Source organism: Pseudomonas entomophila (assembly GCF_029478665.1).
Classification (GTDB): Bacteria; Pseudomonadota; Gammaproteobacteria; order Pseudomonadales; family Pseudomonadaceae; genus Aquipseudomonas; species Aquipseudomonas entomophila_F.
The window spans coordinates 69,859-94,550 of the sequence record NZ_JARPQB010000007.1; the positions used below are offsets into that span (position 1 = coordinate 69,859).

Below are 24,692 nucleotides of genomic sequence, written 5' to 3' on the forward strand. Positions count from 1 at the left end.
GCGCGACAACCTAAGGAACTCCCATGGACAACCAGCACAAGAAGATCACCGGCTACCGCGACCTCACCCAGAGCGAGATCGACGGCATGAACTCGATCAAGGCCCTGGAGGCGGATGTCGGCGAACTGTTCAAGCAGATTGGCCAGATCGAAGACGTAGACCAGGGCACCTTGGCCAAGACCAATCTGCAGTAGGGCTTCATGTGGTTTGTGCGCTCGATCGCCAAGCCGGTCGATCCATTTGCCTGACGTCCAGTATTTGGAGGTTAGATGGGTTCGTTCAGTTCGATATACCGGCTGACAATCTCACTTGGGTCGCTTGTTGGTTCGCCTACGTTATTACCGGTGTCGCAGTCGACCAGTCGATAAACCCAGGCCGTCCCAATTGGTACTGGGGAACCGCGGGAATCTTCTTTGGATGCTACAAAGATATTGCGAACAATTTTGAAGCGAGGCCTTGTGGCTGCCGAGCCTTTCGTACTCATGGTTGCACCTATGGATTTGGCATTGTCTGTGAGGTGCATCAAAACCTATTAATCCAGCGATTTCAACATTAGACTTGATGTGCTTGCGGAGGGCTACGGATGCTTAAAGCAGGGGCGGATACGGACTGGATTTGTGATTTCCACCAACACATCACGGATGGCCAAGTGAGAGACGCTTTCGCCTTGCTGATCGGTAGCCTGGTCTGTTCCAAGGGCGCCACCTGTGCCCGAAAGGCTCAAGGTGAAGTCCGATCAGTAGGCGTCGAGGTCGACGGCCAGTGTTGGTACTCGATCATGGTTGCTAAGCAATGGCTGACATTCCAGTGGCGACCGCCAGTGACCAGGACAAAAAGGTACCAAGCAGATCATTTACGTTCCATATTCCCAGATAGCTTCACCGACACGGCTCAGTCAGAACACTGGTCGATTAAAGTTGTCTCCCTTGAGGATGCCTTCAAGCTACTTCAGGTTCTCGATCTAGCCGGACCTCGACGTTATCGTTGACTAGGGAGCGGCGCTGGCGGGCAGCACAGGAGGGCGGGCCATACTCGTTCACTTATGAACCTTGGTGCTGAACGTGGTCTCGCAATTGAGGGGTACTCGAACTCGCCTTCGCACACGTCGCAGGCCATCGTCTTGTTGCCGTGGTATGCCGACTCCAAGTGGATGACGCTCGCGCAGTTGGGGCACTTGCCGTTGGGCGGTAGGTTGAACTGATCGCGCCGCCTATGCCGCGGCAGCAATTATCGAACTCTGGCCATTCCCTGGTACGGCGTCCGACTTGGTGCGTCGCACCCCCAACGTAAAATCCCGCAGATTCAAATCTGCGGGATTTTACGTTGGGGGTGGAGCGGGGGCCGGATAAACCGGCTTGCATGAATTATTCTTGTATCTTGTGCAGGCTCTGGATTATCGACTCGGACGCCAGAAGTGAACCATCAATAGACAGGTGGACGGCATCAGAGTACAGGATCTCGCCTTTAAGGGCGGCGCTGCAGACTCCATCTTTGCATAGATGATCAGCTGGATCTACATAGTAAGTGTTGGGGTGAGCGGCTGAAAATTCTTTTAACTTGTTGTTGAAAGCATGTGAATAGGACAGGTCGACCGGATATTCAAGTGCATTCTGACAGCCCTGATAGACGAATTGAGGTCTTAACAGGCAAGAGGCCGCAGAGTTTTCCATCGAGAAGTAAGGCTGGGTACCAACGATGAGCAAAGGCCTATTGCCAATGTCGGCGCGTAGTCGTTCGAGCATATCAATGATTACGCGGTTGTACTCGGCGTCGTTCGACGTATTGATGCGTTCGCCCCGGGCGTTGGCAATCATGCCCTTGTAACCCTCCCAGCTCTGCGCGAAGACAAAGGGCAGGTTATTGTTGTCGAGTTTGGCCATGGCGCTGCGGTAAGCATCCCGGCAGTCCTGCCTCGGCACATTATTGAGAAGACGCGTGTACTCACCCGACAGCAAGCAGCCATGCTGGAATACGCCGAGGACTTTCTCGCCTGTCGCCTTGAGATGCTTGTCCAGGCCGCTGGCGTACTGCAGCGCAAAACTGTCGCCGGCAACGATGGCGATGAGCTTGCCGCCCGCGTCTCCTATCGTTGTATCCAGCGCAAAGCCGGTCCCACCGTAATGGGTGGCATGGAAATTCGCCGGGTCGTCGGCGAACACCAGATAGTCCGCAGGCACCCTGTCTTTCATCCCGTTGTCTATGACGACCATATGCGCGAGGTAGGCGAGCGCGGCCACGCTGGAGGTGACCGTGATCAAGCCGACTGGTTTCACCCAGAGGTCTTTGCGCATAAAGACCGTTTCTACCAGACGGTACATCAGGTAGCCCAAGAGGATGGACGCGACGAGCAGCCCAGTTTTTTCTGGCCAGCTGACAGGACGGAAGACGTAGTATTTGTAGAAGACGGCAAGTGGCCAATGGACAAGATAAACGGAGTACGAAATCAGGCCCAGCTTCACCAGTGGCCAGGTCCGCAAGATGCCGGCTGTCGATGACCTGCCAGCATAGATGCAGGCCGCGGCACCGAGGCAGGGCACCAGCGCACGAACACCTGGGAAAGGAGAACCCGGATCAAGCAATAGCGCCGATGCCACAATGGCAAGCATGCCGATGAGCGCAAGGCTGGATTCAACTTTTGCACCAAGCCGATGGTGGCCGATGAAGACCAGTAGCGCTCCGATCGACAACTCGAACACACGGAAGGGCATCATGAAATAGGCGGCGGAGGAGTCGTGGTCAAGTATGACCTGGGAGGCAGCCAAAGAGAGCAGCGTCAGTATGACCAGTAAACCGAAAAGAAAACGGTCAGATAGCTTCAGGGCACCCCATACAACAAATGGCCACGCGACATAGAACTGCCACTCGGCGCCGAGAGACCACGTGTGAAGCAGAGGCTGGGTTTGTGCTGAAGCATCGAAATACCCCTGGTTCAGCCAGAAGTAAAAATTGGACGCGGAAAACAACGAGTACTTTGATGACTCCGCCAAGGCCTTGAACGCGGCGGGGTCCATGATCAGGTACCCGAACAGCAATGAAAGCAGTACGGTGACAATGAGTGCGGGGTGCAAGCGCAGCAAACGCCTTACATAGAAGTCGATGAAGGAAAAGCGCTCGTTCTTGATGGCGTTACGAATGACTTCGGTAATCAGGTAACCCGAAATCACGAAGAAAACGTCGACACCGATGAAACCACCGCTTACCCCAAGATCGAAGTGAAACAGCAGTACAAGGAATACTGCCAGGGCGCGCAGCCCGTCTATGTCTGGTCTGTACGCCAGCTTGTTGCCTTTCATTATCGGTTTCCCTTTCTGGGCCGTCTTTCAAGGCGCGAATGATACCGTTTGCTCGCCATCAGCGGGCTTCTTTTTGACTGCTGGAGAAGGAAGATGATGGGCACCGATCCATCGTTGCCCCTTGATGGGCGGCGCACTCCACTAATGCGACGACCCCTTCAGGGGAGTGATCAGGTCGCTTCCTTGGTTTCTGGCGTTTCCCACCGCAGGGCTCACCCGGTACCACTCGAAAACTTCGGCTGGCTCACCAGACACGAGCATCATCTGTTCGGCCTGCGCTGCAGATGTTGTAGTGGCGAGCCACTCGCGAGCCAAGGCCGGGGCTAGCACTACGGGCCGTCGGTCATGCACATCGACCATTCCACCTTGGGCGTTGGCAGTGATAATCACGAAGCCATCATGTCCAGTGCCGGTGAATTGGCCGATCGATGCGCATAGGGCAGGGCGCCCATCTCGACGCTTGATGAAATAAGGCTGTTTTCCGGGGCCGCCCTCATCAACCCATTCGAACCAGCCGTCCACCGGGGTGATTGCACGAGAGGGCCAGATCGCCCGAAAGAATGGGCCATGCGCAACCTTTTCAGCCCTGGCGTTGATCGGTGGTGCGCGGTCGGTCGCCCAGTGAGGTCGCCACCCCCAAGTGACCCACTCCGCACGAGGGCCGGTGTGTTCGAGCCGCAGCAGGACGACCGGCGCCGAAGGTGCAATGTTGTAGCGCTGCAGCGGCTGATTACCGACCGTGTTGTACCAGACGCCTTCCATGTTCAACGTGTCGGCAAACTCATGCAGGCCGCGATACTGTGAAAGTCTTCCGCACATGGGGCTTACCTCCGCACCTTGAGCATAGTTGCCGGTACGGTGGCCAGATGCAGACCTTCAAGCACTACCCAAAAAAGAAAACCCGCCGAAGAGGCGGGTTGAACAGAACGTATCGAAGCCAGGTCAGTCTGCCTTCACCAATGTCAGTGTTTCGTGAAAACCTGTGGGTAAGCGCTCCGGTAATCGTTACTGAATTTTTCTTCGATTCTGAGCCCTGCCGTTGCGCGCTGGCAGATGGATGCATGGCGTCGCAATGACGGGAGCTCGCAATAAAAAAGCCCGCCATGGAGGGCGGGCAAGAACGTTTCTGAAGGGAGAGCCACTAACCTGCGCCATGCCGGTTAAGGCAGGGTTAACCGTGTCGATGATTGACCAGGCGAGGCGCTCGGCTTATACAGGCGGGCTGTTGTTACCGGAGGCTGTGATGCACGACGAAGACGATTTGCCCGAACCCGAGCACGACCACCTGCTCGACCCTGAATTCCACGATGACTTCGACCCCGAGGCCGACGCCCATGGTGCGCTGGACGAAGTGGAGGAGGACGAAGAGCTGCTGGATGACTTCGACGACGAGGAAGGCCATCCAGCCTGGCATGACGACTACGACGATTGACGCCGTAGTCGCCGCGCAACGACCTGCTCAGCGCCGATCGAGTGAGAATCGGCCAGGGCCGCTGACCGCAAGCACGAGCAGCCCACCGATGATGCTCAGGTTCTTCAGGAATTGGGTCATGTTGGCGCTGCGCTCAGGGTCGACCATGTTCCAGAACGGGTGGCCGAGCAGTGCGGTGCCGAGTACGAACAAGGCGAGCAACAGGGCCAGCGGCCGGGTATAGAACCCGAGGATCAGCAGGATGGCGACCAGGAACTCCATGATCACCGCGATCGCCGCAGCCAACATGGGGGCGGGCGCGCCCAGTGACGTCATGTAGGCGACCGTGCCTTCGAAGCCGGTGAGTTTGCTCCACCCGGAAAGCACGAACAGGAGCATCAATAGAATGCGGGCGATCAGCAGGATGAAGTCACGTTGACCGTCGAGCAGGGTATAGCGCATGGCGGCGCTCCAGTGGACAGGGACATGTTCCACTTTAGCAGCCGGGCCTGTTTTTGACGGGCATGAAAAAAGGCGCCGCAAGGGCGCCTTCATCGAAAGAGGATGGTGCGAGTGGCGGGACTCGAACCCGCAAGGCTCACGCCGACAGATTTTAAGTCTGCTGTGTATACCAATTCCACCACACTCGCACGTTGACCGCCGCGCTTCATAGGCAGAAGGGCCTGACAATCAAGGGCGCTTTATAACCCATTGTTATAGAAGCGTCAACCGGCGCAAGATTCAGGCTTCGATGGTGTTGGTGATGCGGCGCATCTCGCAGGCTGTGTCACGCAGGCCTTCGACGTGCCCGTCCATGGCCTGTGCATCGGCCGTGTGAACCGAGTTGCGCAGGTACAGGGCGCGCCCACCCAATGTGGAACCGATGCGGGCCCAACTATAGATCAATTGACAGAATGCTACCATTACGCCACCTTCGGTTCATTGGATCCAATAGAGCGCGCTGTCATGCCTTCGTCTCCTTCCGACCCCGGTACTGTGCCTGGGCGCATTGTGCGTCCGCGACTGTTCTGGCGCCTGCTGTTCATTCAGGTCTGCCTGCTGGCGGCTTTTCTATATGCGGGCCTCATGTGTCTGGGCGGTTACCTGGTGATGTTGGCGATCGATGAACAGCACCCCGATCCACAGCGGTTCCTTGCCCTGTGCGGCGGCGCGCTGATTCTCCTGGTGGGCTTGTGGCTGCTGAAGGTGGCGATGCCACGGCGCCTGGTACCTTCGATGTTCGAGCGCGAGCGTTGACGATCGTCGCATGAGACCCTGTGCCGGCGGGACTTTTGACTACGCTCAATATGTCCTTTCGCGGTGCTTGTGGAGCTCGCATGGTGTCAGCGCAGCAGCCCGGCCAATCCAGCATGCCTGAAGCGCGCTATGAACAACTGGTTCAGGCGGTGGTCGACTATGCCATCTACATGCTCGACCCTTCGGGCCATGTGGTGTCGTGGAATGCAGGGGCCCAGCGGATCAAGGGCTACCGCGCGGATGAGGTGATCGGCAAGCATTTCTCCCTGTTCTTTACGCCTCAGGATTGCGCTGATGGCCGCCCTGAGCGCTTGCTGCACCAGGCGTTGGAGCAGGGGGTGGCGCAGGACGAAGGCTGGCGAGTACGCAAGGACGGCACGCAGTTCTGGGCACTGGCCGCGCTGGACGTCATCCGCGACGACCAGGGGAATGTCATCGGCCTGGCCAAGGTGACTCGGGATATCACTGACCGCCGCGAATCGGCCCTGCAACTGGACGCCATGCGCGCGCAACTGTTCCAGGCGCAGAAACTCGAGGCGCTTGGGCAATTGACCGGGGGGTTGGCCCACGACTTCAACAATTTGCTGACCATCATCCTCAGTTCCGCGCGCCTGGCGCTGAACAGTCGGGACACGACCCGTACCCAACGCCTGCTCGAACATATCCTCGATGCTGGGCAGCGCGGGACGCAGTTGACCCAGCAGTTGCTCAGCTTCGCCCGCCATCGCCAACTTAGCGTGACATGCATTGCGCCTGCCGACATGGTGGAGGCGACGCGTGGTCTCTTGGCGCATGCCTTGCCGCGGGACATCGAGTTGCATGAGCAGGTCGAGGCTGGGCTGCCAAAGATCGAGGTGGATGCGGGGCAGTTGCAGATGGTGCTTCTCAACCTGATGTTCAATGCCCGAGACGCGATCCAGGGTGCCGGAAATATTCGCCTGGTGGTCGAATGTGTCCAGCTGGCCGGCGAGGTGGACGACCTGCTGGGACGCTTCGTGCGCTTCGCCATACATGACGATGGGCAGGGTATCGACTCGAACGTGCTGCCGCGGATATTCGAGCCTTTCTTCACTACCAAGGCCTTTGGCAAGGGCACGGGCCTCGGGCTCAGCCAGGTCTATGGTTTCGCCAAGCAAAGCAATGGTGCGATCAGCGTCGCCAGCCGACCAGGCGAGGGGACCTGCATGAGCCTCTACTTGCCGGCCAGCCCGGCAGCCGACGATCTTGAGCCCGACAGGTAGACTGCAATGGTAGAACAACTCAAGCGCCTGCCCACCGGCATCCCAGGGCTCGACGCCTTGCTCATGGGCGGGTTGGTGGCCGGCGCCTCGTACATCGTCCAGGGGCATCCGGGCTCGGGCAAGACCATCCTGGCCAACCAGCTTGCCTGCAATCATGTCCGCGACGGTGGGCGGGTACTGGTGGCCACCTTGCTCTGTGAGTCCCATGAGCGCTTGTTCCAGTACCTGTCGACGCTGGCCTTCTTCGATCCGTCCCAGGTGGGCGACGCCATTCAGTTCGTCAGTGCCTTCGATACGTTGGAACAGGACGGCCTGGACGCAGTGGTTCGCTTGTTGCGTCAGGAAATCGCCCGGCAGCAGGCCAGTCTCCTGATCGTCGATGGCCTGCTCAATGCCCGTTCGCGGGCGGAGACCAGCCTGGACACCAAGAAATTCGTTTCCGAATTGCAGGGGCATGCTGCATTCGCCGGCTGCACCGTGTTGCTGCTGACCAGTGCGCGCCTGGAGGAGGGCAGCCCCGAACACACCATGGTCGACGGCGTGATCGAGCTCGGTGAGCACTTGGTTGGCAGCACTGCCGTGCGCCATGCCCAACTGCGCAAGACCCGTGGCAGCGGGGCAATGTCCGGACGTCATGAGTGCCTGATCGACGAGCATGGCCTGCAGATCTACCCGAGGCTGGAAGCGCTCTACAGCCATCCCGGCGGGGACGGTGGGCATACCATGATCCAGGTGACCACAGGCGTCCCTGATCTGGACACGATGCTTGGCGGTGGTCTTGCCGAAGGCTCCGTGAGCCTGCTGATGGGGCCATCCGGTGTCGGCAAGACAGCCTTGGGGGTCGCCTTTCTCGCTGCATCCAGCAAGGAATCGCCAGGGCTGCATTTCGGGTTTTACGAAACGCCGACGCGTCTGCGCCTGAAGGCTGCGGCGTTGGGCTATGAGTTGACCGGGCTGGAGCGCGAGGAGGCGGTGCGGTTGAACTGGCAACCGACAACCGAGGGGCTGCTCGACCAGGTCGGTGAGCGTTTGCTGCGGCAAGCCCGAGAGATGGGCGCGCGGCGCGTGCTGATCGACAGCCTTGGTGCCTTCGGACGCCTGGCGCTGGACCCGACCCGGCTGAATGCTTTTTTCCGCGCCTTGACCGGTGAGCTGCGATCACGTGATATCACCGTAATGCTCACCTGGGAGATGCGCGACATCTTCGGTTCGGAGATCACCGCCCCGGCCCCGGACCTGTCGAGTATCGTCGACAACCTGATACTGCTGCGCTTCGCCGAGCTGGAGGCCCGCGTGCACCGCGTATTGTCGATCGTCAAGGTGCGCGACAGCGAGCATGACCCGGCCCTGCAGGCGCTGCACCTCGGGCCCCATGGTATCAGCCTGGGGCGGGTGTTCGACGGTGCCAGCGGTGTGCTCAGTGGTACGGCGGTGCCGCAGGGAGATCGCTGATGGGATAGCGCGATGAATACCATTCTGATCGTCGATGACGAGTACCTGATAGCCGATATCCTGGGCTTTGCCCTGGAAGACGAAGGCTTTCTGGTGGAAAAGGCCAGTAACGGGCACAAGGCCCTGGATGCACTGAAGGAGAAACGGGTAGACCTGGTCATCACCGACTACATGATGCCAGTGCGCAATGGCCTGGAACTGGCGCGGGCGATTCGCGAGGACCCGCAATTACCGGACCTGCCGGTGATTCTCATGAGCGGCGCCCAGGCCAGCCAGGGGCGCGATTGCCCGGAGCTGTTCGCGGCGGTGTTCGACAAGCCATTCGACATGGACAGGATGATCGCCAAGGTGCGCGAACTGCTGGGCACCTGAGGCTCGAGGAGGGCTCCCCCGCGTGGGCGGGCAGTCGATCAGACGCGTCCGTGCGGCTTGATACGTGTGTCAGTGTTGCTCTTCGTCTTTGTGCGGCGCTGGACTGCCCGCCTGAATACGCTTGAAAATCTCTTCACGGTGCACCTGAACATCCTTGGGTGCATCGATGCCGATCCTCACTTGCATCCCCTTGACGCCCAGAATGGTGACTTTGATGTCATCGTTGATGACGATACTTTCGCCAACCTTGCGGGTGAGTATCAGCATGTAGTTCTCCTTGGTGGTGTAGAAAACCGCGGGGCCTGTGCCCAACGGGTGGGAGCTTGTCCCTCTTCCTTCTCATTAAAGACGCTTTCGGCGGATAGTAATTCCCTGGCGGACAAATTCTGTTGCCAGTCTTCAGGTGCAGGTGCCGATGAATAGGGCAAAACCATCATCGGCGAAGGTGCTCGGTGGCAAGGATAGGGTGCTTGGCGTCATATGGGAAATTTCTGTGCTCGATGGGTTAAATAGCCAGCGTCAATCATCGTTTAGGTTTCCAGGTCTTGAAGGAAGCGCAGCAGGACCACTTCTTCCCGCTCCAGGCCCTTGCGCTGACGCACCCGAGGCAGCCTGGCCAGATGCCCGAGCTGAAAGTGCTCAAGCACGGCGGGGTGGATGTAGCAGCGTCGGCACACCGCCGGGGTGTTTCCCAAACGGGCGGCCACCTGGCGGACAATTGCGGCCACCTGGCGCCTGGCCTCGCTGATCGGTTCCCATGCCAGCGGTTTCAACAGGTCGAGGGCCAGGCTGCTGCCCGCCCAGGTGCGGTAGTCCTTGGCTGTGAAGTCGGCCCCCGTGAGTTGCTGGATGAACTGGTTGACTTCGGTCGAGCCCACGCAGTGACGCTGCCCTTGTTCGTCGAGGTATTGGAACAATGCCTGGCCGGGTAGTTCGATGCAGCGCTTGAGCAATCCGGCCAGGCGCCTGTCCTGCAACAAGACGTCATGCTCGACGCCACGCTTGCCACGGAACTGGAAGCGCATGGTGCTGCCCCGCACCCTGACGTGGCGTGTCGCGAGGGTGGTCAACCCGTAGGAGCGATTGTCACGTAGATACTGACGGTTACCGATGCGTATCAGCGTGTTGTCAAGCAGGCTGATTACCAGCGCCATGACCTTCTCCCGGCCCAGGCCGGGGCGCGCCAGGTGTCGATCCAACTGTTTGCGCAGGTTCGGCAGGGCTTCGGCGAAGGCCAGCATGCGTTCGTACTTGTGCTGGTCGCGCAGTTCGCGCCAGAGGGTGTGGTAGCGATACTGCTTGCGCCCACGGGTGTCGCGTCCGGTGGCCTGAAGATGCCCCTGCGGATCGGCGCAGATCCACACATCGGTGTAGGCGGGAGGGATCACCAGCGCGGCGATGCGAGCGAGCGTTTCAGTGTCGCGAATTCGCAGGCCTTGCCTGTCGAAGTAATGAAAGCGGTCGCGCCAACGGCGCCGCGTCAGACCGGGCTGGGTGTCATCGACATAGTGCAGTGAGGCGGGCAGCGGGCAGTCAGGCATCCTGGCGATCCTGGCGTGGGTCATGCTGCAATGGACAACCGCAGCATGGGCTTTGCTTAACCGAGCAAAGCCACCGACTTGATCTGCGCCCATAACAGTTGGCCGGCTTGCACGCCCAATTGCTCGGCCGAGTAACGGGTGATCCGTGCCAGCAGCGGGTTGCCGGTGGCATCCAGGCTGACCAGTACATGGGCTGGGTTGTCGGCAGGGCGGCATTCGCGTACCCGGACCGGCAAGCGGTTGAGGATACTCGAGGCAGCGTCGGCGTTCAGCGCCAGGCTCACGTCGCGCGCCTGCACCTTGAGCCGCAGGGTACTGCCGACATGCAGGTCCGGATGGGCGATGCGCAGCAGTTGCCCGTCGCTGCCGGGCAGGCGCAGGTCGAACAATCCGTAATGCGGGTCATGGCCGACCACCACGCCTTCGAGCACGACGCCGGCGTCCTCGCCCTGGGCCAGCGACAGGTCGAGGCGGGCCAGGGTCTGGCCGATGGGGCCACTGGCCACGGCCTTGCCCTGTTCCAGCAGCACCAGGTGGTCGGCCAGGCGTGCCACTTCGTCCTGGGCATGGCTGACGTAGATCAGCGGGATGTCCAGCTCGTCATGCAGGCGTTCCAGGTAGGGCAGGATTTCGCGTTTGCGCGCGCTGTCCAGGGCCGCAAGGGGTTCGTCCATCAGCAGCAGCCGCGGGCTGCTGAGCAGTGCCCGGGCAATGCCGACACGCTGGGCCTCGCCACCGGACAGCGTTGCCGGTTTGCGCTCGAGCAGGTGGCCGATACCAAGCAGTTGGCAGGCCTGCGCCTGGCTGATCTTGCGTTCGGCGGGGGCGATGCGGCGCCAGCCAAATTCCAGGTTGCCGCGTACCGACAGGTGCGGGAACAGGCTGGCTTCCTGGAATACATAGCCCACCGGGCGTTTGTGAGGGGCGAGGAAATAACCGCGTGCGCTGTCTTCCCAGACCTCGCCGTTGACCTCGACATAGGCGCTGGCGGCACGTTCGAGCCCGGCCAGGCAGCGCAGGCAGGAGGTCTTGCCCGAGCCCGAGTGGCCGAAGAGGGCACTGATGCCACGGCCAGGCAGGCACAGGTCGACATCCAGGGTGAAATCGTCGCGGGCCAGTTTCAGGCGCGCCCGTATCGTTTTCGTCATTTCAGCTCCAGCCCGCCTTGCCACGGCGGCCAGCATAGAGCATCAGCAGCACCAGGAAAGAGAACACCAGCATGGCCCCGGCCAGCCAGTGGGCCTGGGCGTATTCCATGGCCTCGACGTGATCGAAGATCTGCACCGAGACCACGCGGGTCTTGCCGGGGATGTTGCCGCCGATCATCAGCACCACGCCGAATTCGCCCACGGTGTGGGCGAAGCCGAGGATGCTGGCGGTGATGAAGCCGGGCCGGGCCAGCGGCAGCACCACGTGGACAAAGGTGTCCCAGGGGCTGGCGCGCAGTGTCGCGGCCACCTCCAGCGGGCGCTGGCCGATGGCGCCGAAGGCGTTCTGCAGGGGCTGCACCACGAATGGCATGGAGTACACCACCGAGCCGATCACCAGCCCGGTGAAGCTGAATACCACGCTGCCCAGGCCCAGGGCCTGGGTAGTCTGGCCAATCCAGCCATGGGGGCCGAGGGCCAGCAGCAGGTAGAAACCGATCACCGTCGGTGGCAGCACCAGGGGCAGGGCCACCACCGCGCCGATCGGCCCGCGCAGCCAGGAGCGGGTGCGCGCCAACCACCAGGCGATGGGCGTGCCCACCACCAGGAGGATGGCCGTGGTCAGGCTGGCCAGCTTGATGGTCAGCCAGATCGCCCCCAGGTCACTGGCGTCGAGCGGCATCAGATTTCATAGCCGTACGATTTGATCACGGCGGCGGCTTTCGGGCCCTTGAGGTAGTCGACCAGTGCCTTGGCGGCCGGGTTGTCCTTGCCTTTGTTGAGGATGACCGCGTCCTGACGGATCGGATCATGCAGTTCGGACGGGACGATCCAGGCCGAGCCGTTCTCGATCTTGCCGTCCTTGTAGACCTGCGACAGGGCGACGAAGCCCAGCTCGGCGTTGCCGGTGGAGACGAACTGGAAGGCTTGGGTGATGTTCTGGCCCTCGACGATCTTGGCCTTGGTGGCCTCGGTCAGCTTGAGCTTGTCCAGTACCTGGGTGGCGGCCAGGCCATAGGGGGCGGCCTTGGGGTTGGCAATGGACAGGTGCTTGAATTCGTTCTTCTTCAGTACGTCACCCTTGGCATCGACATAACCTGGCTTGGCCGACCACAGTGCCAGGGTGCCGACGGCGTAGGTGAAGCGCGATCCCTCGGCGATCTCTTTTTCCTGCTCGAGTTTGGCGGGGGTGGTGTCGTCGGCGGCGAGGAATACCTCGAACGGTGCGCCGTTCTTGATCTGTGCGTAGAACTGGCCGGTGGCGCCATAGGCGGCGACCAGCTTGTGGCCGGTGTCCTTCTCGAAGTCCTTGGCGATGGCCTGGATGGGCGCGGTGAAGTTGGCCGCCACGGCGACCTGCACTTCATCGGCCAGGGCGTTGTTGACGGAAACCAGGGTGGCCAGGGCACTGATGGCCAGGTGGGACAGGCGAATACGCATGCAGACGGCTCCTTGAGGGACGGCGGGTTATCGTTATGTCGTGGAATATATAGCGATAAGCCATCTGCCGGGAAGAGGGCGGCCTTTAAAAACTTGATCAGAAAGTCAATTTTTCAAGGCGTTGTCCGCGATGTCCCGGGTCAACTCGCCGGCAGGCATGTACCGCCCAAGGCGCAGGGCCTGGCCGGACCACAGGTTGCTGAAGTCGGTGTTGCCCTGCGCATCGGTGATTGCCCGCAATGGCATCAGCGCGCCGCCTGCCAGCGGGAAGCGTGGGGCGAGGGTGTTCATCGGCCCAAGCTCGCGCATGAGCCGGTTGTTGATGCCCCGCGCGGGGCGGCCAGTGAACAGGTTGGTCAGCGCTGTATCGCTGGCGGGGGCCGTGTCGAGCGCGCGGCGGTGGGCCGCGGAGACTTTCGCTTCCGGGCAGAACAGGTAGGCCGTGCCGATCTGTACGGCCGAGGCGCCCAGCGCGAGGGCGGCGATCAGGCCGCGGTGGTCGCCGATCCCGCCGGCGGCGATCACGGGTACCCGTACGGCATCGACGATCTGCGGCACCAGGGCGAACGTGCCGATCTGGCTGGTGATGTCGTCGCTGAGGAACATGCCGCGATGGCCGCCGGCTTCATAGCCCATGGCGATGATTGCGTCGCAGCCCTGCTGCTCCAGCCAGCGGGCTTCCTCGACCGTGGTGGCGCTGGACAGTACCTTGGCGCCACTGGCTTTGACCCGCTGCAACAGCGCCATCGCGGGTAGACCGAAGTGGAAGCTGACCACTTCCGGGCGCAGTGCCTCGACCAGCTGGCAACCCTGTTCATCGAAGGGCGCGCGGTTGGAGATGGGAGTAGGCGCGTCGTAATCGGCGCCGACTTCGTCGTAGTAGGGCTTGAGCGCCTGTTTCCAGTGCCTGTCGCGTTCAGGGTCGGGCTCGGGAGGCCGGTGGCAGAAGAAGTTCAGGTTGAGCGGGCCCTGGCAGGCGGCGCGGAACGCCTCGATCTCGCCACGCACCTGTTCGGTCGTGAGCATGGCGCAGGGCAGGGCGCCCAGGCCGCCGGCATTGCCCACGGCGATGGCCATGGCCGCGCCGCTGGCGCCGGCCATGGGCGCCTGGAGGATGGGTACCTCGATGCCCAGCAGGTCGAGGATGCGGCGGTCTTGCCAGGTGCTCATGGGCGACTCCTTTCGTGCGGCGGGATCGGACGTGGTTACAGCGCCTTGCTTACCTGGATGTCGCTGATCTTGTCGGCATCGTCGCCGTGGATCTTGCGCAGGGCTTCCCGGGCTTGCTCGAGGGAGGCATCCGGCATCTGGGCGAAGTCCCAGCGGCGCTCGCCGTCGAGCTTGTACTTGATCACATACTTGATGGTCTGGGTCATGCGGTCTTATCCGAGTTTCGACGACGAGCGGCGAATGATCTTGATCTTGTGGGTGAGTGTTGGCTTGCGTGTCACCGAGATCGGCCGTGTGGTCACGGTGTCGATGGTGATGTTCCAGAAGCCGGTGCTGGGTACGGTGATCTTGGCCGGGAAGCGTTCGAAGTGGCCGCCGTGATAGGTGTGCCGGCCGCCGTTCTTGAAGCTGCGGAAGTTGGCGTCGTTCATCAGGCGGATGTTGCAGCGCTGGGAGCATTCGATGACGACGATGTCGTCCTCGTTCAGGTGCTCGCGCTGGTGTACGAATTTCATGGGGTGCTCCGCAAGGATTGGGTTCTGCAAAGGCGAAAGATATCACGATGTGAGGGTACACTTGCGCCCGGGCTGGCCAGGCCAAGGAGATTTCTGCCAGAGAAGGGAGCAAATCCGCCTGGATGTGGTCACAGGATGACTTTTGAAGTTGGAGATGGCGTGCATGAAGTGGATGGTAGCGGCAGCTGCGCTGGCGTTGGGTGGTTGTGTCAGTGTCGCGGAGCTGGAGCAGACCCACGCGACCCTGGATGTGATATCCGGCAAGACGCCGCGTGAATACGCAGATTGCGTGAAGCGCAAGCTTGCGGATACGCGGGACCCGCTGCAGGAAGAGGGGGCGGGCGATTCGCTGCGCCTGATCGTGCCGCAGAAGGTGTCAGCGGGGGTCGGCCCTGCCGCGCTGGTGGATATCGACAAGCGTGGGAGTGGCAGCGCCATCAAGGTGTATGAGCGGTTGAACAACTTCCCGCTGCGCCTGGGTGATGTGCGCACCGCGACGACCGCGTGCATTTCAGGTTCTTGATCCAGCTCAGCAAATGAGCGATTAAACGGCGGTTTGTCCGTTTCCTGCCCGGTGACGCGTTGTCGCATGCCGGGGAATAGGCCTAGTATTTCTGGGCTTATATCGTTTAAGCCTAAGCTTATAACAAGGAAATGGAGCCTCCGTGATGAAACCCCTGAGCCGTGTCGTGATCGGCAGCTTGCTGATCCTGGCCTGGCCCTCGGCGCACGCTGCCGATGGCCAGAAAATCTTCAATCAGGGCGGGCAGAACCCCGCCGCCATGGCCTGCCTGGGCTGCCATGGCGCGGACGGCAAGGGCATCGCCGCCGCCGGATTTCCCCGCCTGGCCGGCTTGCCTGCCGGCTATCTCGCCAAGCAACTGCATGATTTCCGCAGTGCCAGCCGCAAGCAGGCGGTGATGGAGCCGTTGGCCAAGGCGCTGGACGATGCGGAAATCGACGCCGTGAGCGCTTACCTGAGCGCGCTGCCGGCTGAGGCGGCCCCCGATCAGCGCCGCCAGCAGATTGCCACCAATCCAGTTGCTCGCCTGGCCCTGTATGGCGACTGGAGCCGGCAGATCCCCGGTTGTGTGCAGTGCCACGGGCCTGGCGGCAGTGGTGTTGGCGAGCACTTTCCACCCTTGGCCGGGCAGCCGGCCGGTTACCTGGTGGCGCAGCTCAATGCCTGGCGCGACGGCAGCCGCAGCAACGACCCCAACCAGCTGATGGTCAACGTCGCCAAGGCGATGACCGACGCCGAGGTCAAGGCAGTCGCCGAGTATTTCGCCCATCCCGCCGCCCAGGAGGCCAAGCCATGAAAGCCATGATTCCAACCCTGCTGTTGTTGGCCATGGGCGCTACCCAGGCGGCACCGATTGCCATGGAAGATCAGTCCCAGCTCAAGGTGCCCGGGGCCCAGGCCGCGCCGCAGTTCGTGCCGCCGAGCGAGGATGCGATCCCGGACAATGCCTTTGGCAAGATGGTCCGCCAGGGGCATGCGCTGTTCGTCGACACCCGGCGCCTGATGCCCGAGGCCGTGGGCAATGGCCTGAACTGCAGCAATTGCCACCTCGACCAGGGCCGTCTGGCCCATTCCGCGCCGCTGTGGGGCGCCTATCCGATGTATCCGGCTTATCGCAAGAAGAACGACAAGGTCAACACCTTCGCCGAACGTATCCAGGGCTGTTTCCAGTTCAGCATGAACGGCAAGCCACCGGCAGCCGACAGCCCACAGATGACCGCGCTCAGCGTATATGCCTACTGGCTTTCGACCCAGGCGCCTACGGGAGTGGAAATTGCCGGCCGGGGTTACCCCGAGGTGCCCAGGCCTGAAGGCGGGTATGACTTCAAGCGTGGCCAGCAGGTCTTCCAGGCGCAATGCGCGATCTGCCATGGCAGCAATGGCGAGGGCCAGAAGGTCGCCGGCGAGTACGTGATGCCGCCGCTGTGGGGCAAGGACTCGTACAACTGGGGGGCCGGCATGCACCGGATCAACACGTCCGCCTCCTACATCAAGTACAACATGCCCCTGGGCAAGCCCGGCAGCCTGAGTGACCAGCAGGCCTGGGACGTGGCGGCCTGGATCAATCGCCACGAGCGGCCGCAGGACCCGCGGTTGGTGGAGGGCTCGATCGAGAAGACCCGGTTGAAGTTCCATGCCAACGATGGGGTCAACCTGTATGGGCAGAAGGTCGATGGGGTGCTGATCGGGCAGGGGACCGAGGGCTGACAGCAGGTTGCCGTGATGAAAAAGTAATCGATGGGAGCGGACAAACCCGCTCCCATCGAACCAGGCAATGCGCCTGTGCAACCGTTCGGCACAGGCAATATTTACGATCCCCCGGAACTATCTACACTTGGATATCTCTATCATGGCATCGGCCAAGCGCGGGTGGGGCATTGTAAGGTGACCGCCGCCTGATTAGACTGCGCCGAATTTCGTACGCAAAGCCCTTGTTAAGGACGTTTATGATCAAAAAATGCTTGTTCCCGGCAGCCGGTTACGGCACTCGTTTCCTGCCCGCTACCAAAGCCATGCCCAAGGAAATGCTGCCGGTGGTCAACAAGCCACTGATCCAGTATGGCGTTGAAGAGGCATTGGACGCCGGTCTGCATCAGATCTCCATCGTCACTGGCCGTGGCAAGCGTGCCCTGGAAGACCACTTCGACATCAGCTACGAGCTGGAAAACCAGATCAAAGGCACCGACAAGGAAAAATACCTGGTCGGCATTCGCCGTCTGCTCGACGAGTGCTCCTTCTCCTACACCCGTCAGACCGAGATGAAAGGCCTGGGCCATGCCATTCTCACCGGTCGCCCGCTGATCGGCGATGAGCCGTTCGCCGTGGTGCTGGCCGACGACCTGTGTGTCAACCTCGAAGGTGACGGCGTGCTCGCGCAGATGGTCGCGCTGTACAAGAAGTACCGCTGCTCGATCGTCGCCATCCAGGAAGTCGACCCGCAGGAAACCAACAAGTACGGCGTCATCGCCGGTGAAGAGATCAAGGACGGCATCTACCGCGTCGACGCCATGGTCGAGAAGCCGAAGCCGGAAGACGCACCGTCCAACCTGGCCATCATCGGCCGCTACATCCTGACCCCGGACATCTTCGAGAAGATCGAACAGACCGAACCCGGCAAGGGCGGCGAAATCCAGATCACCGATGCGCTGATGAAGCAGGCGGCGGAAGGCAACGTGATCGCCTACAAGTTCAAGGGCAAGCGTTTCGACTGCGGTGGCGCCGAGGGCTACATCGAGGCGACCAACTTCTGCTTCGAGCACTTCTACAAGACCGGCAAGGCGTACTGAGTTCGCCCGCCAGGTCACCAAGCCACCCTTCGGGGTGGCTTTTTTGTTTGTGGCGGCCATCGGCGCTATGCTGGGCGACCGCCAAGGAGACTGAATACATGGCCTACGATTTTGATCTGTTCGTGATTGGCGCCGGTTCCGGCGGTGTGCGCGCGGCGCGTTTCGCCGCCGGCTTCGGTGCGAAAGTGGCAGTGGCCGAGAGCCGCTATCTGGGGGGCACCTGCGTCAACGTCGGTTGTGTACCGAAGAAACTGCTGGTGTACGGGGCTCACGTCGCCGATGAGCTGGAGCAGGCTGCTGGTTTTGGCTGGACCCTGGAAGAGGGCCATTTCGATTGGGGCACCTTGATCGCCAACAAGAACCGCGAGATCGAGCGCCTCAACGGCATCTACCGCAACCTGCTGGTCAACAGTGGCGTGACCCTGCTGCAGGGGCATGCGCGCATGACCGCTGCCCACGAAGTGGAAGTGGACGGCCAGCGCTACAGCGCCGAGCACATTCTCATCGCCACCGGCGGCTGGCCACAGGTGCCGGACATCCCTGGCAAGGAACTGGCGATCACTTCCAACGAAGCCTTCTACCTCAAGGATTTGCCACGCCGTGTGCTGGTGGTGGGCGGTGGCTACATCGCCGTGGAGTTCGCCGGCATCTTCCAGGGCCTGGGTGCCGACACCACGCTGCTGTACCGCGGCGATCTGTTCCTGCGCGGCTTTGACGGCTCGGTGCGCACGCACCTGAAGGAAGAGCTGGAGAAGCGCGGGCTGGACCTGCAGTTCAACGCCGATATCCAGCGTATCGACAAGCTCGACGACGGCAGCCTCAAGGCAACGCTCAAGGACGGCCGCGAGCTGCTTGCCGATTGTGTGTTCTATGCCACCGGCCGCCGGCCGATGCTGGACAACCTGGGCCTTGAGAACACCGGTGTCGAACTGGACGAGCGCGGTTTCATTCGCGTCGACGAGCAGTACCAGACCACCGAACCGTCGGTGCTGGCCATTGGTGATGTGATCGGCCGCGTGCAGCTCACGCCAGTTGCCCTGGCCGAAGGCATGGCCGTGGCGCGCCGGCTGTTCAAGCCCGAGCAGTATCGCCCGGTGGACTACCAGAACATTCCCACCGCTGTGTTCAGCCAGCCACCGATCGGCACGGTGGGCCTGACCGAGGAACAGGCGCTCAAGGCCGGGCACAAGGTGCAGGTTTTCGAGAGCCGCTTCCGGGCGATGAAGCTGACCCTCACCGACATCCAGGAAAAGACCCTGATGAAGCTGGTGGTGGATGCCGAGACCGACAAGGTGCTGGGTTGCCACATGGTTGGCCCTGAGGCCGGCGAGATCATCCAGGGCTTGGGTGTGGCACTGAAGGCCGGTGCGACCAAGCTGCAGTTCGACGAGACCATTGGCGTGCACCCGACGGCTGCGGAAGAGTTCGTTACGATGCGTACCGTGACCCGTTGACCCTGCTGTTCGCCGGCAAGCCGGCTCCTGCCTGGCCCGCGTAGGAGCCGGCTTGCCGGCGAACAGGCCGCGCAATCCTTTGCTCAGCCCAATCCCTTCTATTAATAATCCCCGCTTATAGCCAAAACCAATCACCAGCATGAGCTTTGCCAATGAGCCTTCGTCGGGACCAGCGGTTAGGATTCTTTCCGTCAACTGATTCCAACCCCATGAAGGAGCGTCTCTCATGCCGATCATCAACAGCCAGGTCAAACCGTTCAACGCCACCGCCTACCACAACGGCGAGTTCGTTCAGGTCAGCGAAGCCGACCTGAAAGGCAAGTGGTCCGTCGTGTTCTTCTACCCAGCCGACTTCACCTTCGTCTGCCCGACCGAATTGGGCGACCTCGCCGACAACTACGCCGAGTTCCAGAAGCTGGGCGTGGAAATCTACGGCGTGTCCACCGACACCCACTTCACCCACAAAGCCTGGCACGACACCTCGGACACCATCGGCAAGATCAAGTACCCGCTGATCGGTGACCCGACCCACGTCATCTCGCGCAACTTCGACGTGCTGATCGAAGAAGCCGGCCTGGCCGATCGCGGTACCTTCGTGATCAACCCGGAAGGCCAGATCAAGATCGTCGAAATCAACGACGGTGGCGTGGGCCGTGACGCCAGCGAACTGCTGCGCAAAGTGAAGGCTGCCCAGTACGTTGCCGCCCACCCAGGCGAAGTCTGCCCGGCCAAGTGGAAAGAAGGCGAAGCCACCCTGGCGCCATCGCTGGACCTGGTCGGCAAGATCTAATTTTCGTCCGATAAGCGCCTGCGCAACGACCATGCTGCGTTGAAAACAGGCTCGGAATGCTCATTGACAACCCGTCAAGTCGTGCGCGACTCCGACCGTTCCTCGCCTGTTTTCGCCTTGCCTGGTCGCCGCGCAGGCACTTCTCGAACGAAAATCCGGCCATGTGCACCCCGCGGGCGGTAGACAGCCGCCAAAGCTGAAGTACCTACCGCCCCGTAAAAGCGCCCGGGCGACCTCGCCTGGGCGTTTTTGTATCCGAGTTTTGAAAAAGGAATCGCCCGTATGTTGGACGCCACGCTTAAATCGCAACTGAAAACCTACCTGGAGCGGGTCACCCAGCCGATCGAGATCGTTGCCTCCCTCGACGACGGCGCGAAGTCCCGCGAATTGCACGACCTGCTGGTGGAAATCGCCAGCCTGTCGAACCTGATCACCTTCAGCGCGGACGGCAGCGACGCCCGTCGTCCTTCGTTCTCGCTGAACCGCCCCGGAGCCGATATCAGCCTGCGTTTCGCCGGCATCCCGATGGGGCATGAATTCACCTCCCTGGTACTGGCGCTGCTGCAAGTCGGCGGCCACCCGTCCAAGGCCAGCACCGAAGTGATCGAGCAGATCCAGGGGCTGCAAGGTGAGTTCACCTTTGAAACCTACTTCTCGCTGTCGTGCCAGAACTGCCCGGATGTGGTCCAGGCGCTGAACCTGATGGCGGTGCTCAACCCCAATGTGCGCCATGTGGCCATCGACGGCGCGCTGTTCCAGGATGAAGTCGAAGCCCGCAAGGTCATGGCGGTACCGAGCATCTACCTGAACGGCGAAGTGTTCGGCCAGGGCCGCATGGGCCTGGAAGAGATCCTCGGCAAGATCGACACCAGCGCCGGTGCCCGCCAGGCCGAGAAGATCAACGCCAAGGATGCCTTCGATGTGCTGGTGGTCGGCGGCGGTCCCGCTGGCGCCGCAGCGGCGATCTACGCCGCGCGCAAAGGTATTCGCACCGGTGTCGCCGCCGAGCGTTTCGGTGGCCAGGTGCTCGACACCCTGGCCATTGAAAACTTCATTTCGGTGCAGGAGACCGAAGGGCCGAAGCTGGCCACGGCCTTGGAAGAGCACGTCAAGCAGTACGACGTCGACATCATGAACCTGCAGCGCGGTGAGACGCTGATCCCGGCCACCGACGGTGGTCTGCACGAAGTACGCCTGGCCGGCGGCGCCTCGCTCAAGGCCAAGACCGTGATCCTGGCCACCGGCGCGCGCTGGCGCGAGATGAACGTGCCAGGCGAACAGGAATACCGCGCCCGTGGCGTGGCCTACTGCCCGCACTGTGACGGCCCGCTGTTCAAGGGCAAGCGCGTGGCGGTGATCGGTGGCGGCAACTCCGGCGTGGAAGCGGCCATCGACCTGGCGGGTATCGTCGCCCAGGTGACCCTGATCGAGTTCGACAGCCAGTTGCGCGCCGATGCCGTGCTGCAACGCAAGCTGCACAGCCTGCCGAACGTCAAGGTGATCACCAGCGCGCTGACGACTGAAGTAGTTGGTAATGGCGAGAAGGTCACCGGCCTGCGTTACAAGGACCGCACCAGCGACACGCTGCATGATCTGGCACTGGAGGGCATCTTCGTACAGATTGGCCTGCTACCAAACACCGATTGGCTCAAGGGCACGGTCGAGCTGTCGCCGCGCGGCGAGATCATCGTCGATGCCAGGGGCGCGACCAGTATCCCGGGCGTGTTCGCGGCGGGTGACGTGACCACCGTGCCATACAAGCAGATCGTCATTGCGGTGGGCGAGGGCGCCAAGGCCTCGCTGGCGGCGTTCGATCACCTGATCCGCACCTCGGCGCCTGCCTGAGTCTGATCGCTGGATAGAGAAACGCCGCCCCTTCGCGAGAACGGGCGGCGTTTTTTGTTGGATTGGCTGGCCCTTTCGCGGGTAAACCCGCTTCTACAGGGACCGCGCCGACCTTGTAGGAGCCGGCTTTGCCGGCGAAGGGGCCAGTGCAGGCTGAAGGCTGTCTATGATTAACCCGGACATCTTCAGGAACTCCCCCAATGACACCGATCAGCCGCGAACCCTGGTGGCTCGTGCCACCCCAGCCCGGTCAGAAGGAGCAGGACCTGCACTGGGGCTACCTGGAAATCTACGCCGACGGCCGCACCGTGTTCGTCGACCAGCGCCCCAGTGACAAGGAGCTGGCCGAGCGCAAGAGTTGCCGCAATTTCCCGGAAGCGGAGCAGTCCTGAGTCAGCCCTCCAACTGGGCCAGACGCGCCTCCAGTGCGGCGATACGTGCCTCCAGCGCTTCGATGCGTTCTTCCGACACACTGCCGCCAGCGCTACGCGTGCCACCTTCCTGCTGGCGTGCGGCGAGGATTTCCTCGATCTGTGCCGGATCGCCCAGGGCGTGGGTGTAGCGGTCCTCGCGCTGCCCGGTCTGGCGCGGCAGGTGCAGGGCCAGGCCACGGGAGACCAGGCGCTCCAGCTGGTGCTGAACCTGGTCGACATCCTCGAAGTCATGCAAGCGATTGCTGCGGGTCAGCAGTTCGTTGAGGGTTTGCGGGCCGCGCAGGAACATCAGCCCCATCAGCACCAGTTGCGCCGGTACCAGTTCCAGGGCCTTGTCGACCCGCTGCTCCCAGCGGTCGGCGCGGCTGCCCATCTGCAGGCGCGCCATCTCCTGGCCCTCGAGCGCGCGCAACGCCTGGCCGACCTGGCCGGGGGAGAGGTTCATCACGGGCTCGCGGCTGGTCTTCTGGTTGCAGGCCAGGACCAGGGCGTTGAGGGTCAGGGGGTAGGTTTCCGGGCTGGTGGCCTGCTTCTCGATCAGCGAACCGAGCACGCGGATCTCGATGCTGCTGAAGCGGCCTTCGCCGGTGGTTTGGTGTTCTGACATGGCCCTGTCTCGTTGCGAGGAAAAGGCCACTAGCCTAGGTAAAGCGCCCGGCTTAAGCAATCGGTGTGGCGGTTCGCCGGCAAGGCCGGCTCCTACAGGGAGACGGCCTTGCCGGCGAATAGGACCGGTCAGGCGCTACGTTGCTCCATGGCCTGGCACGCGGCTGCGGTGAACAGCACGTCGGTGGAGGAGTTCAACGCGGTCTCGGCCGAGTCCTGCAGCACGCCGATGATGAAGCCGACCGCCACCACCTGCATGGCGATTTCGCTGGGGATGCCGAACAGGCTGCATGCCAGCGGGATCAGCAGCAGCGAACCGCCGGCCACGCCGGACGCGCCGCAGGCGCAGATGGCGGCGACCACGCTCAGCAGCACGGCGGTGGGCAGGTCGACCGGGATGCCGAGCGTGTGCACGGCGGCCAGGGTCAGCACGGTGATGGTGATCGCCGCGCCGGCCATGTTGATGGTCGCGCCCAGCGGGATCGACACCGAGTAGGTGTCCTCGTGCAGGCCGAGCTTCTGCGACAGCGCCAGGTTGACCGGGATGTTGGCCGCCGAGCTGCGGGTGAAGAACGCGGTGATGCCGCTTTCGCGCAGGCACATCAGCACCAGCGGGTACGGGTTGCGGCGGATCTTCCAGAACACGATCAGCGGGTTCATCACCAGCGCCACGAACAGCATGCAGCCGATCAGCACGGCCAGCAGGTGCAGGTAGCCCAGCAGCGCGTCGAGACCCGACTGCGCCAGGGTGGCGCTGACCAAACCGAAGATGCCCAGCGGGGCGAAGCGGATGACCACGCGCACGATCAGGGTGACGCCGTTGGACAGGTCCTCGACCACGCCGCGGGTGGTGTCGTTGGCATGGCGCAGGGCCACGCCCAGGCCGATGGCCCAGGTCAGGATGCCGATGAAGTTGGCGTTGAGCAGCGCGTTGATCGGGTTGTCCACCGCGCTGAGCAGCAAGTTTTGCAGCACCTCGCCGATACCGCCCGGCGCGCTGAGCGATGCTTCGCTGGTGCTCAGCACCAGGCTCGACGGGAACAGCATGCTGGCGGCCACGGCCACCACCGCCGCGGCGAAGGTCCCCAGCAGGTAGAGCCAGAGGATCGGGCGGATGTGGGTTTCCTGGCCGTGGCGGTGGTTGGCGATCGAGGCCATCACCAGGATGAACACCAGCACCGGCGCCACGGCCTTCAGCGCGGTGACGAACACCTTGCCGAGGAACGCCAGGTCGCGGGCCACGGCCGGGGCGAACAGGGCGAGGGCGATACCGGCCAGCAGGCCGATGCAGATCTGCGTCACCAGGCCGGTGCGGTTGATCAGGCGAAGTACGGGGGTCATGTGCAGCACGGTCTCGGTTTTTGAAAAAGGGCGCGACTTTACCATAGACCTTGGTCGGGCTGTTCTGACGCTT

General features: G+C 62.0%; 28 protein-coding genes and 1 tRNA gene. 14 read left to right on the forward strand and 15 right to left on the reverse strand.

Going from position 1 to position 24,692, the window contains the following annotated elements; translation table 11 throughout:
- Positions 1-23: 23 nt before the first annotated feature.
- Positions 24-194: a DUF7681 family protein gene (locus P5705_RS05410; RefSeq protein ID WP_277459878.1), complete on the forward strand. Its 171-nt coding sequence runs from the start codon at positions 24-26 to the stop codon at positions 192-194.
- Positions 195-1,364: 1,170 nt separating this feature from the next.
- On the opposite strand, the gene P5705_RS05415 is transcribed toward P5705_RS05410, so the two are convergent.
- Together P5705_RS05415 and P5705_RS05420 are read right to left on the reverse strand one after the other, a co-directional pair.
- Positions 1,365-3,293 carry an acyltransferase family protein gene (locus P5705_RS05415; protein ID WP_277459879.1) on the reverse strand — a complete coding sequence of 643 codons (1,929 nt, stop codon included), beginning with the start codon at positions 3,291-3,293 and terminating at the stop codon, positions 1,365-1,367.
- Between the two features lie 141 nt (positions 3,294-3,434).
- Positions 3,435-4,112 carry an SOS response-associated peptidase gene (locus tag P5705_RS05420; RefSeq protein ID WP_277459880.1) on the reverse strand — a complete coding sequence of 226 codons (678 nt, stop codon included), beginning with the start codon at positions 4,110-4,112 and terminating at the stop codon, positions 3,435-3,437.
- Positions 4,113-4,536: 424 nt separating this feature from the next.
- On the opposite strand from P5705_RS05420, the gene P5705_RS05425 reads away from it, so the two are divergent.
- A complete protein-coding gene (locus P5705_RS05425; RefSeq protein WP_277459881.1) occupies positions 4,537-4,725 on the forward strand; it encodes a hypothetical protein in 189 nt (62 codons plus the stop codon).
- A gap of 27 nt (positions 4,726-4,752) precedes the next feature.
- Here P5705_RS05425 and P5705_RS05430 read toward each other — a convergent pair whose 3' ends face one another.
- The 3 genes from P5705_RS05430 to P5705_RS05440 all read right to left on the reverse strand — a co-directional run bounded on the left by P5705_RS05430 (position 4,753) and on the right by P5705_RS05440 (position 5,628).
- Positions 4,753-5,166 (reverse strand): DoxX family protein, encoded by a 414-nt coding sequence (locus tag P5705_RS05430; RefSeq protein WP_277459882.1) that lies wholly within the window; start codon positions 5,164-5,166, stop codon positions 4,753-4,755.
- 103 nt (positions 5,167-5,269) lie between these two features.
- A tRNA-Leu gene (locus tag P5705_RS05435) sits at positions 5,270-5,354 on the reverse strand.
- Between the two features lie 91 nt (positions 5,355-5,445).
- Positions 5,446-5,628 (reverse strand): hypothetical protein, encoded by a 183-nt coding sequence (locus tag P5705_RS05440; protein ID WP_277459883.1) that lies wholly within the window; start codon positions 5,626-5,628, stop codon positions 5,446-5,448.
- A gap of 42 nt (positions 5,629-5,670) precedes the next feature.
- Between P5705_RS05440 and P5705_RS05445 the strand changes: the two genes are divergently transcribed.
- From P5705_RS05445 to P5705_RS05460, 4 genes are all read left to right on the forward strand, one after another.
- A complete protein-coding gene (locus P5705_RS05445; RefSeq protein ID WP_277459884.1) occupies positions 5,671-5,961 on the forward strand; it encodes a hypothetical protein in 291 nt (96 codons plus the stop codon).
- 80 nt (positions 5,962-6,041) lie between these two features.
- A complete protein-coding gene (locus tag P5705_RS05450; protein ID WP_431196924.1) occupies positions 6,042-7,202 on the forward strand; it encodes a two-component system sensor histidine kinase NtrB in 1,161 nt (386 codons plus the stop codon).
- A 6-nt stretch (positions 7,203-7,208) separates the two neighbouring features.
- Entirely contained in the window at positions 7,209-8,654 is a 1,446-nt protein-coding gene (locus tag P5705_RS05455) for an ATPase domain-containing protein (protein ID WP_277459885.1), read from the forward strand.
- A 12-nt stretch (positions 8,655-8,666) separates the two neighbouring features.
- Positions 8,667-9,026, forward strand: coding sequence for a response regulator (locus P5705_RS05460; protein ID WP_277459886.1), 360 nt, complete (start codon positions 8,667-8,669; stop codon positions 9,024-9,026).
- A gap of 69 nt (positions 9,027-9,095) precedes the next feature.
- Here P5705_RS05460 and csrA read toward each other — a convergent pair whose 3' ends face one another.
- From csrA to P5705_RS05500, 8 genes are all read right to left on the reverse strand, one after another.
- A complete protein-coding gene (csrA, locus tag P5705_RS05465; RefSeq protein WP_277459888.1) occupies positions 9,096-9,293 on the reverse strand; it encodes a carbon storage regulator CsrA in 198 nt (65 codons plus the stop codon).
- A 263-nt stretch (positions 9,294-9,556) separates the two neighbouring features.
- Positions 9,557-10,567 carry a DNA topoisomerase IB gene (locus P5705_RS05470; protein ID WP_277459889.1) on the reverse strand — a complete coding sequence of 337 codons (1,011 nt, stop codon included), beginning with the start codon at positions 10,565-10,567 and terminating at the stop codon, positions 9,557-9,559.
- A 56-nt stretch (positions 10,568-10,623) separates the two neighbouring features.
- A complete protein-coding gene (gene modC / locus P5705_RS05475) occupies positions 10,624-11,715 on the reverse strand; it encodes a molybdenum ABC transporter ATP-binding protein (protein WP_277459890.1) in 1,092 nt (363 codons plus the stop codon).
- Position 11,716: 1 nt separating this feature from the next.
- Complete coding sequence (gene modB / locus P5705_RS05480; RefSeq protein ID WP_277459891.1) at positions 11,717-12,397, reverse strand: molybdate ABC transporter permease subunit; 681 nt, start codon at positions 12,395-12,397, stop codon at positions 11,717-11,719.
- Positions 12,397-13,155: a molybdate ABC transporter substrate-binding protein gene (gene modA / locus P5705_RS05485; protein ID WP_277459892.1), complete on the reverse strand. Its 759-nt coding sequence runs from the start codon at positions 13,153-13,155 to the stop codon at positions 12,397-12,399. Before modA ends, modB begins: the two co-directional genes overlap by 1 nt.
- Before the next feature lie 105 nt (positions 13,156-13,260).
- Complete coding sequence (locus tag P5705_RS05490) at positions 13,261-14,325, reverse strand: NAD(P)H-dependent flavin oxidoreductase (protein ID WP_277459893.1); 1,065 nt, start codon at positions 14,323-14,325, stop codon at positions 13,261-13,263.
- A 35-nt stretch (positions 14,326-14,360) separates the two neighbouring features.
- Positions 14,361-14,531, reverse strand: a complete 171-nt coding sequence (locus P5705_RS05495; RefSeq protein ID WP_011533503.1) for a hypothetical protein — start codon at positions 14,529-14,531, stop codon at positions 14,361-14,363.
- Positions 14,532-14,537: 6 nt separating this feature from the next.
- The gene (locus P5705_RS05500) at positions 14,538-14,840 is read right to left on the reverse strand and encodes a DUF1883 domain-containing protein (RefSeq protein WP_008090281.1); all 303 of its coding nucleotides are present in this window, start codon (positions 14,838-14,840) and stop codon (positions 14,538-14,540) included.
- 163 nt (positions 14,841-15,003) lie between these two features.
- On the opposite strand from P5705_RS05500, the gene P5705_RS05505 reads away from it, so the two are divergent.
- The 8 genes from P5705_RS05505 (at position 15,004) to P5705_RS05540 (ending at position 22,630) form a co-directional block, all read left to right on the forward strand.
- Complete coding sequence (locus P5705_RS05505; RefSeq protein ID WP_277459894.1) at positions 15,004-15,363, forward strand: hypothetical protein; 360 nt, start codon at positions 15,004-15,006, stop codon at positions 15,361-15,363.
- A 145-nt stretch (positions 15,364-15,508) separates the two neighbouring features.
- Entirely contained in the window at positions 15,509-16,159 is a 651-nt protein-coding gene (locus tag P5705_RS05510) for a c-type cytochrome (protein WP_277459896.1), read from the forward strand.
- Positions 16,156-17,070, forward strand: a complete 915-nt coding sequence (locus P5705_RS05515; protein ID WP_277459897.1) for a c-type cytochrome — start codon at positions 16,156-16,158, stop codon at positions 17,068-17,070. The genes P5705_RS05510 and P5705_RS05515 overlap by 4 nt, the downstream gene beginning before the upstream one ends.
- A gap of 239 nt (positions 17,071-17,309) precedes the next feature.
- Positions 17,310-18,149 (forward strand): UTP--glucose-1-phosphate uridylyltransferase GalU, encoded by an 840-nt coding sequence (gene galU / locus P5705_RS05520; RefSeq protein ID WP_277459898.1) that lies wholly within the window; start codon positions 17,310-17,312, stop codon positions 18,147-18,149.
- Between the two features lie 98 nt (positions 18,150-18,247).
- The gene (gene gorA, locus P5705_RS05525) at positions 18,248-19,603 is read left to right on the forward strand and encodes a glutathione-disulfide reductase (RefSeq protein ID WP_277459899.1); all 1,356 of its coding nucleotides are present in this window, start codon (positions 18,248-18,250) and stop codon (positions 19,601-19,603) included.
- A 226-nt stretch (positions 19,604-19,829) separates the two neighbouring features.
- A complete protein-coding gene (ahpC, locus tag P5705_RS05530; RefSeq protein ID WP_011533509.1) occupies positions 19,830-20,393 on the forward strand; it encodes an alkyl hydroperoxide reductase subunit C in 564 nt (187 codons plus the stop codon).
- A gap of 282 nt (positions 20,394-20,675) precedes the next feature.
- On the forward strand, positions 20,676-22,238 hold the full coding sequence (gene ahpF, locus P5705_RS05535) for an alkyl hydroperoxide reductase subunit F (RefSeq protein ID WP_277459900.1): 1,563 nt from the start codon (positions 20,676-20,678) through the stop codon (positions 22,236-22,238).
- Between the two features lie 200 nt (positions 22,239-22,438).
- Positions 22,439-22,630, forward strand: coding sequence for a hypothetical protein (locus tag P5705_RS05540; protein ID WP_277459902.1), 192 nt, complete (start codon positions 22,439-22,441; stop codon positions 22,628-22,630).
- Between the two features lies 1 nt (position 22,631).
- Here the strand turns inward: P5705_RS05540 and P5705_RS05545 are convergent, their stop codons facing one another.
- Both P5705_RS05545 and sstT read right to left on the reverse strand, forming a co-directional pair.
- A complete protein-coding gene (locus tag P5705_RS05545; RefSeq protein WP_277459903.1) occupies positions 22,632-23,279 on the reverse strand; it encodes a YceH family protein in 648 nt (215 codons plus the stop codon).
- Positions 23,280-23,407: 128 nt separating this feature from the next.
- A complete protein-coding gene (sstT, locus tag P5705_RS05550) occupies positions 23,408-24,619 on the reverse strand; it encodes a serine/threonine transporter SstT (protein ID WP_213660698.1) in 1,212 nt (403 codons plus the stop codon).
- Positions 24,620-24,692: the final 73 nt, after the last annotated feature.

Bases quoted from the DNA above. Each gene is read 5' to 3' on its own strand.
- P5705_RS05410 (WP_277459878.1), top strand. From the start codon at position 24: ATGGACAACCAGCACAAGAAGATCACCGGCTACCGCGACCTCACCCAG.
- P5705_RS05415 (WP_277459879.1), bottom strand. From the start codon at position 3,293: ATGAAAGGCAACAAGCTGGCGTACAGACCAGACATAGACGGGCTGCGC.
- P5705_RS05420 (WP_277459880.1), bottom strand. From the start codon at position 4,112: ATGTGCGGAAGACTTTCACAGTATCGCGGCCTGCATGAGTTTGCCGAC.
- P5705_RS05425 (WP_277459881.1), top strand. From the start codon at position 4,537: ATGCACGACGAAGACGATTTGCCCGAACCCGAGCACGACCACCTGCTC.
- P5705_RS05430 (WP_277459882.1), bottom strand. From the start codon at position 5,166: ATGCGCTATACCCTGCTCGACGGTCAACGTGACTTCATCCTGCTGATC.
- P5705_RS05440 (WP_277459883.1), bottom strand. From the start codon at position 5,628: ATGGTAGCATTCTGTCAATTGATCTATAGTTGGGCCCGCATCGGTTCC.
- P5705_RS05445 (WP_277459884.1), top strand. From the start codon at position 5,671: ATGCCTTCGTCTCCTTCCGACCCCGGTACTGTGCCTGGGCGCATTGTG.
- P5705_RS05450 (WP_431196924.1), top strand. From the start codon at position 6,042: ATGGTGTCAGCGCAGCAGCCCGGCCAATCCAGCATGCCTGAAGCGCGC.
- P5705_RS05455 (WP_277459885.1), top strand. From the start codon at position 7,209: ATGGTAGAACAACTCAAGCGCCTGCCCACCGGCATCCCAGGGCTCGAC.
- P5705_RS05460 (WP_277459886.1), top strand. From the start codon at position 8,667: ATGAATACCATTCTGATCGTCGATGACGAGTACCTGATAGCCGATATC.
- csrA (WP_277459888.1), bottom strand. From the start codon at position 9,293: ATGCTGATACTCACCCGCAAGGTTGGCGAAAGTATCGTCATCAACGAT.
- P5705_RS05470 (WP_277459889.1), bottom strand. From the start codon at position 10,567: ATGCCTGACTGCCCGCTGCCCGCCTCACTGCACTATGTCGATGACACC.
- modC (WP_277459890.1), bottom strand. From the start codon at position 11,715: ATGACGAAAACGATACGGGCGCGCCTGAAACTGGCCCGCGACGATTTC.
- modB (WP_277459891.1), bottom strand. From the start codon at position 12,397: ATGCCGCTCGACGCCAGTGACCTGGGGGCGATCTGGCTGACCATCAAG.
- modA (WP_277459892.1), bottom strand. From the start codon at position 13,155: ATGCGTATTCGCCTGTCCCACCTGGCCATCAGTGCCCTGGCCACCCTG.
- P5705_RS05490 (WP_277459893.1), bottom strand. From the start codon at position 14,325: ATGAGCACCTGGCAAGACCGCCGCATCCTCGACCTGCTGGGCATCGAG.
- P5705_RS05495 (WP_011533503.1), bottom strand. From the start codon at position 14,531: ATGACCCAGACCATCAAGTATGTGATCAAGTACAAGCTCGACGGCGAG.
- P5705_RS05500 (WP_008090281.1), bottom strand. From the start codon at position 14,840: ATGAAATTCGTACACCAGCGCGAGCACCTGAACGAGGACGACATCGTC.
- P5705_RS05505 (WP_277459894.1), top strand. From the start codon at position 15,004: ATGAAGTGGATGGTAGCGGCAGCTGCGCTGGCGTTGGGTGGTTGTGTC.
- P5705_RS05510 (WP_277459896.1), top strand. From the start codon at position 15,509: ATGAAACCCCTGAGCCGTGTCGTGATCGGCAGCTTGCTGATCCTGGCC.
- P5705_RS05515 (WP_277459897.1), top strand. From the start codon at position 16,156: ATGAAAGCCATGATTCCAACCCTGCTGTTGTTGGCCATGGGCGCTACC.
- galU (WP_277459898.1), top strand. From the start codon at position 17,310: ATGATCAAAAAATGCTTGTTCCCGGCAGCCGGTTACGGCACTCGTTTC.
- gorA (WP_277459899.1), top strand. From the start codon at position 18,248: ATGGCCTACGATTTTGATCTGTTCGTGATTGGCGCCGGTTCCGGCGGT.
- ahpC (WP_011533509.1), top strand. From the start codon at position 19,830: ATGCCGATCATCAACAGCCAGGTCAAACCGTTCAACGCCACCGCCTAC.
- ahpF (WP_277459900.1), top strand. From the start codon at position 20,676: ATGTTGGACGCCACGCTTAAATCGCAACTGAAAACCTACCTGGAGCGG.
- P5705_RS05540 (WP_277459902.1), top strand. From the start codon at position 22,439: ATGACACCGATCAGCCGCGAACCCTGGTGGCTCGTGCCACCCCAGCCC.
- P5705_RS05545 (WP_277459903.1), bottom strand. From the start codon at position 23,279: ATGTCAGAACACCAAACCACCGGCGAAGGCCGCTTCAGCAGCATCGAG.
- sstT (WP_213660698.1), bottom strand. From the start codon at position 24,619: ATGACCCCCGTACTTCGCCTGATCAACCGCACCGGCCTGGTGACGCAG.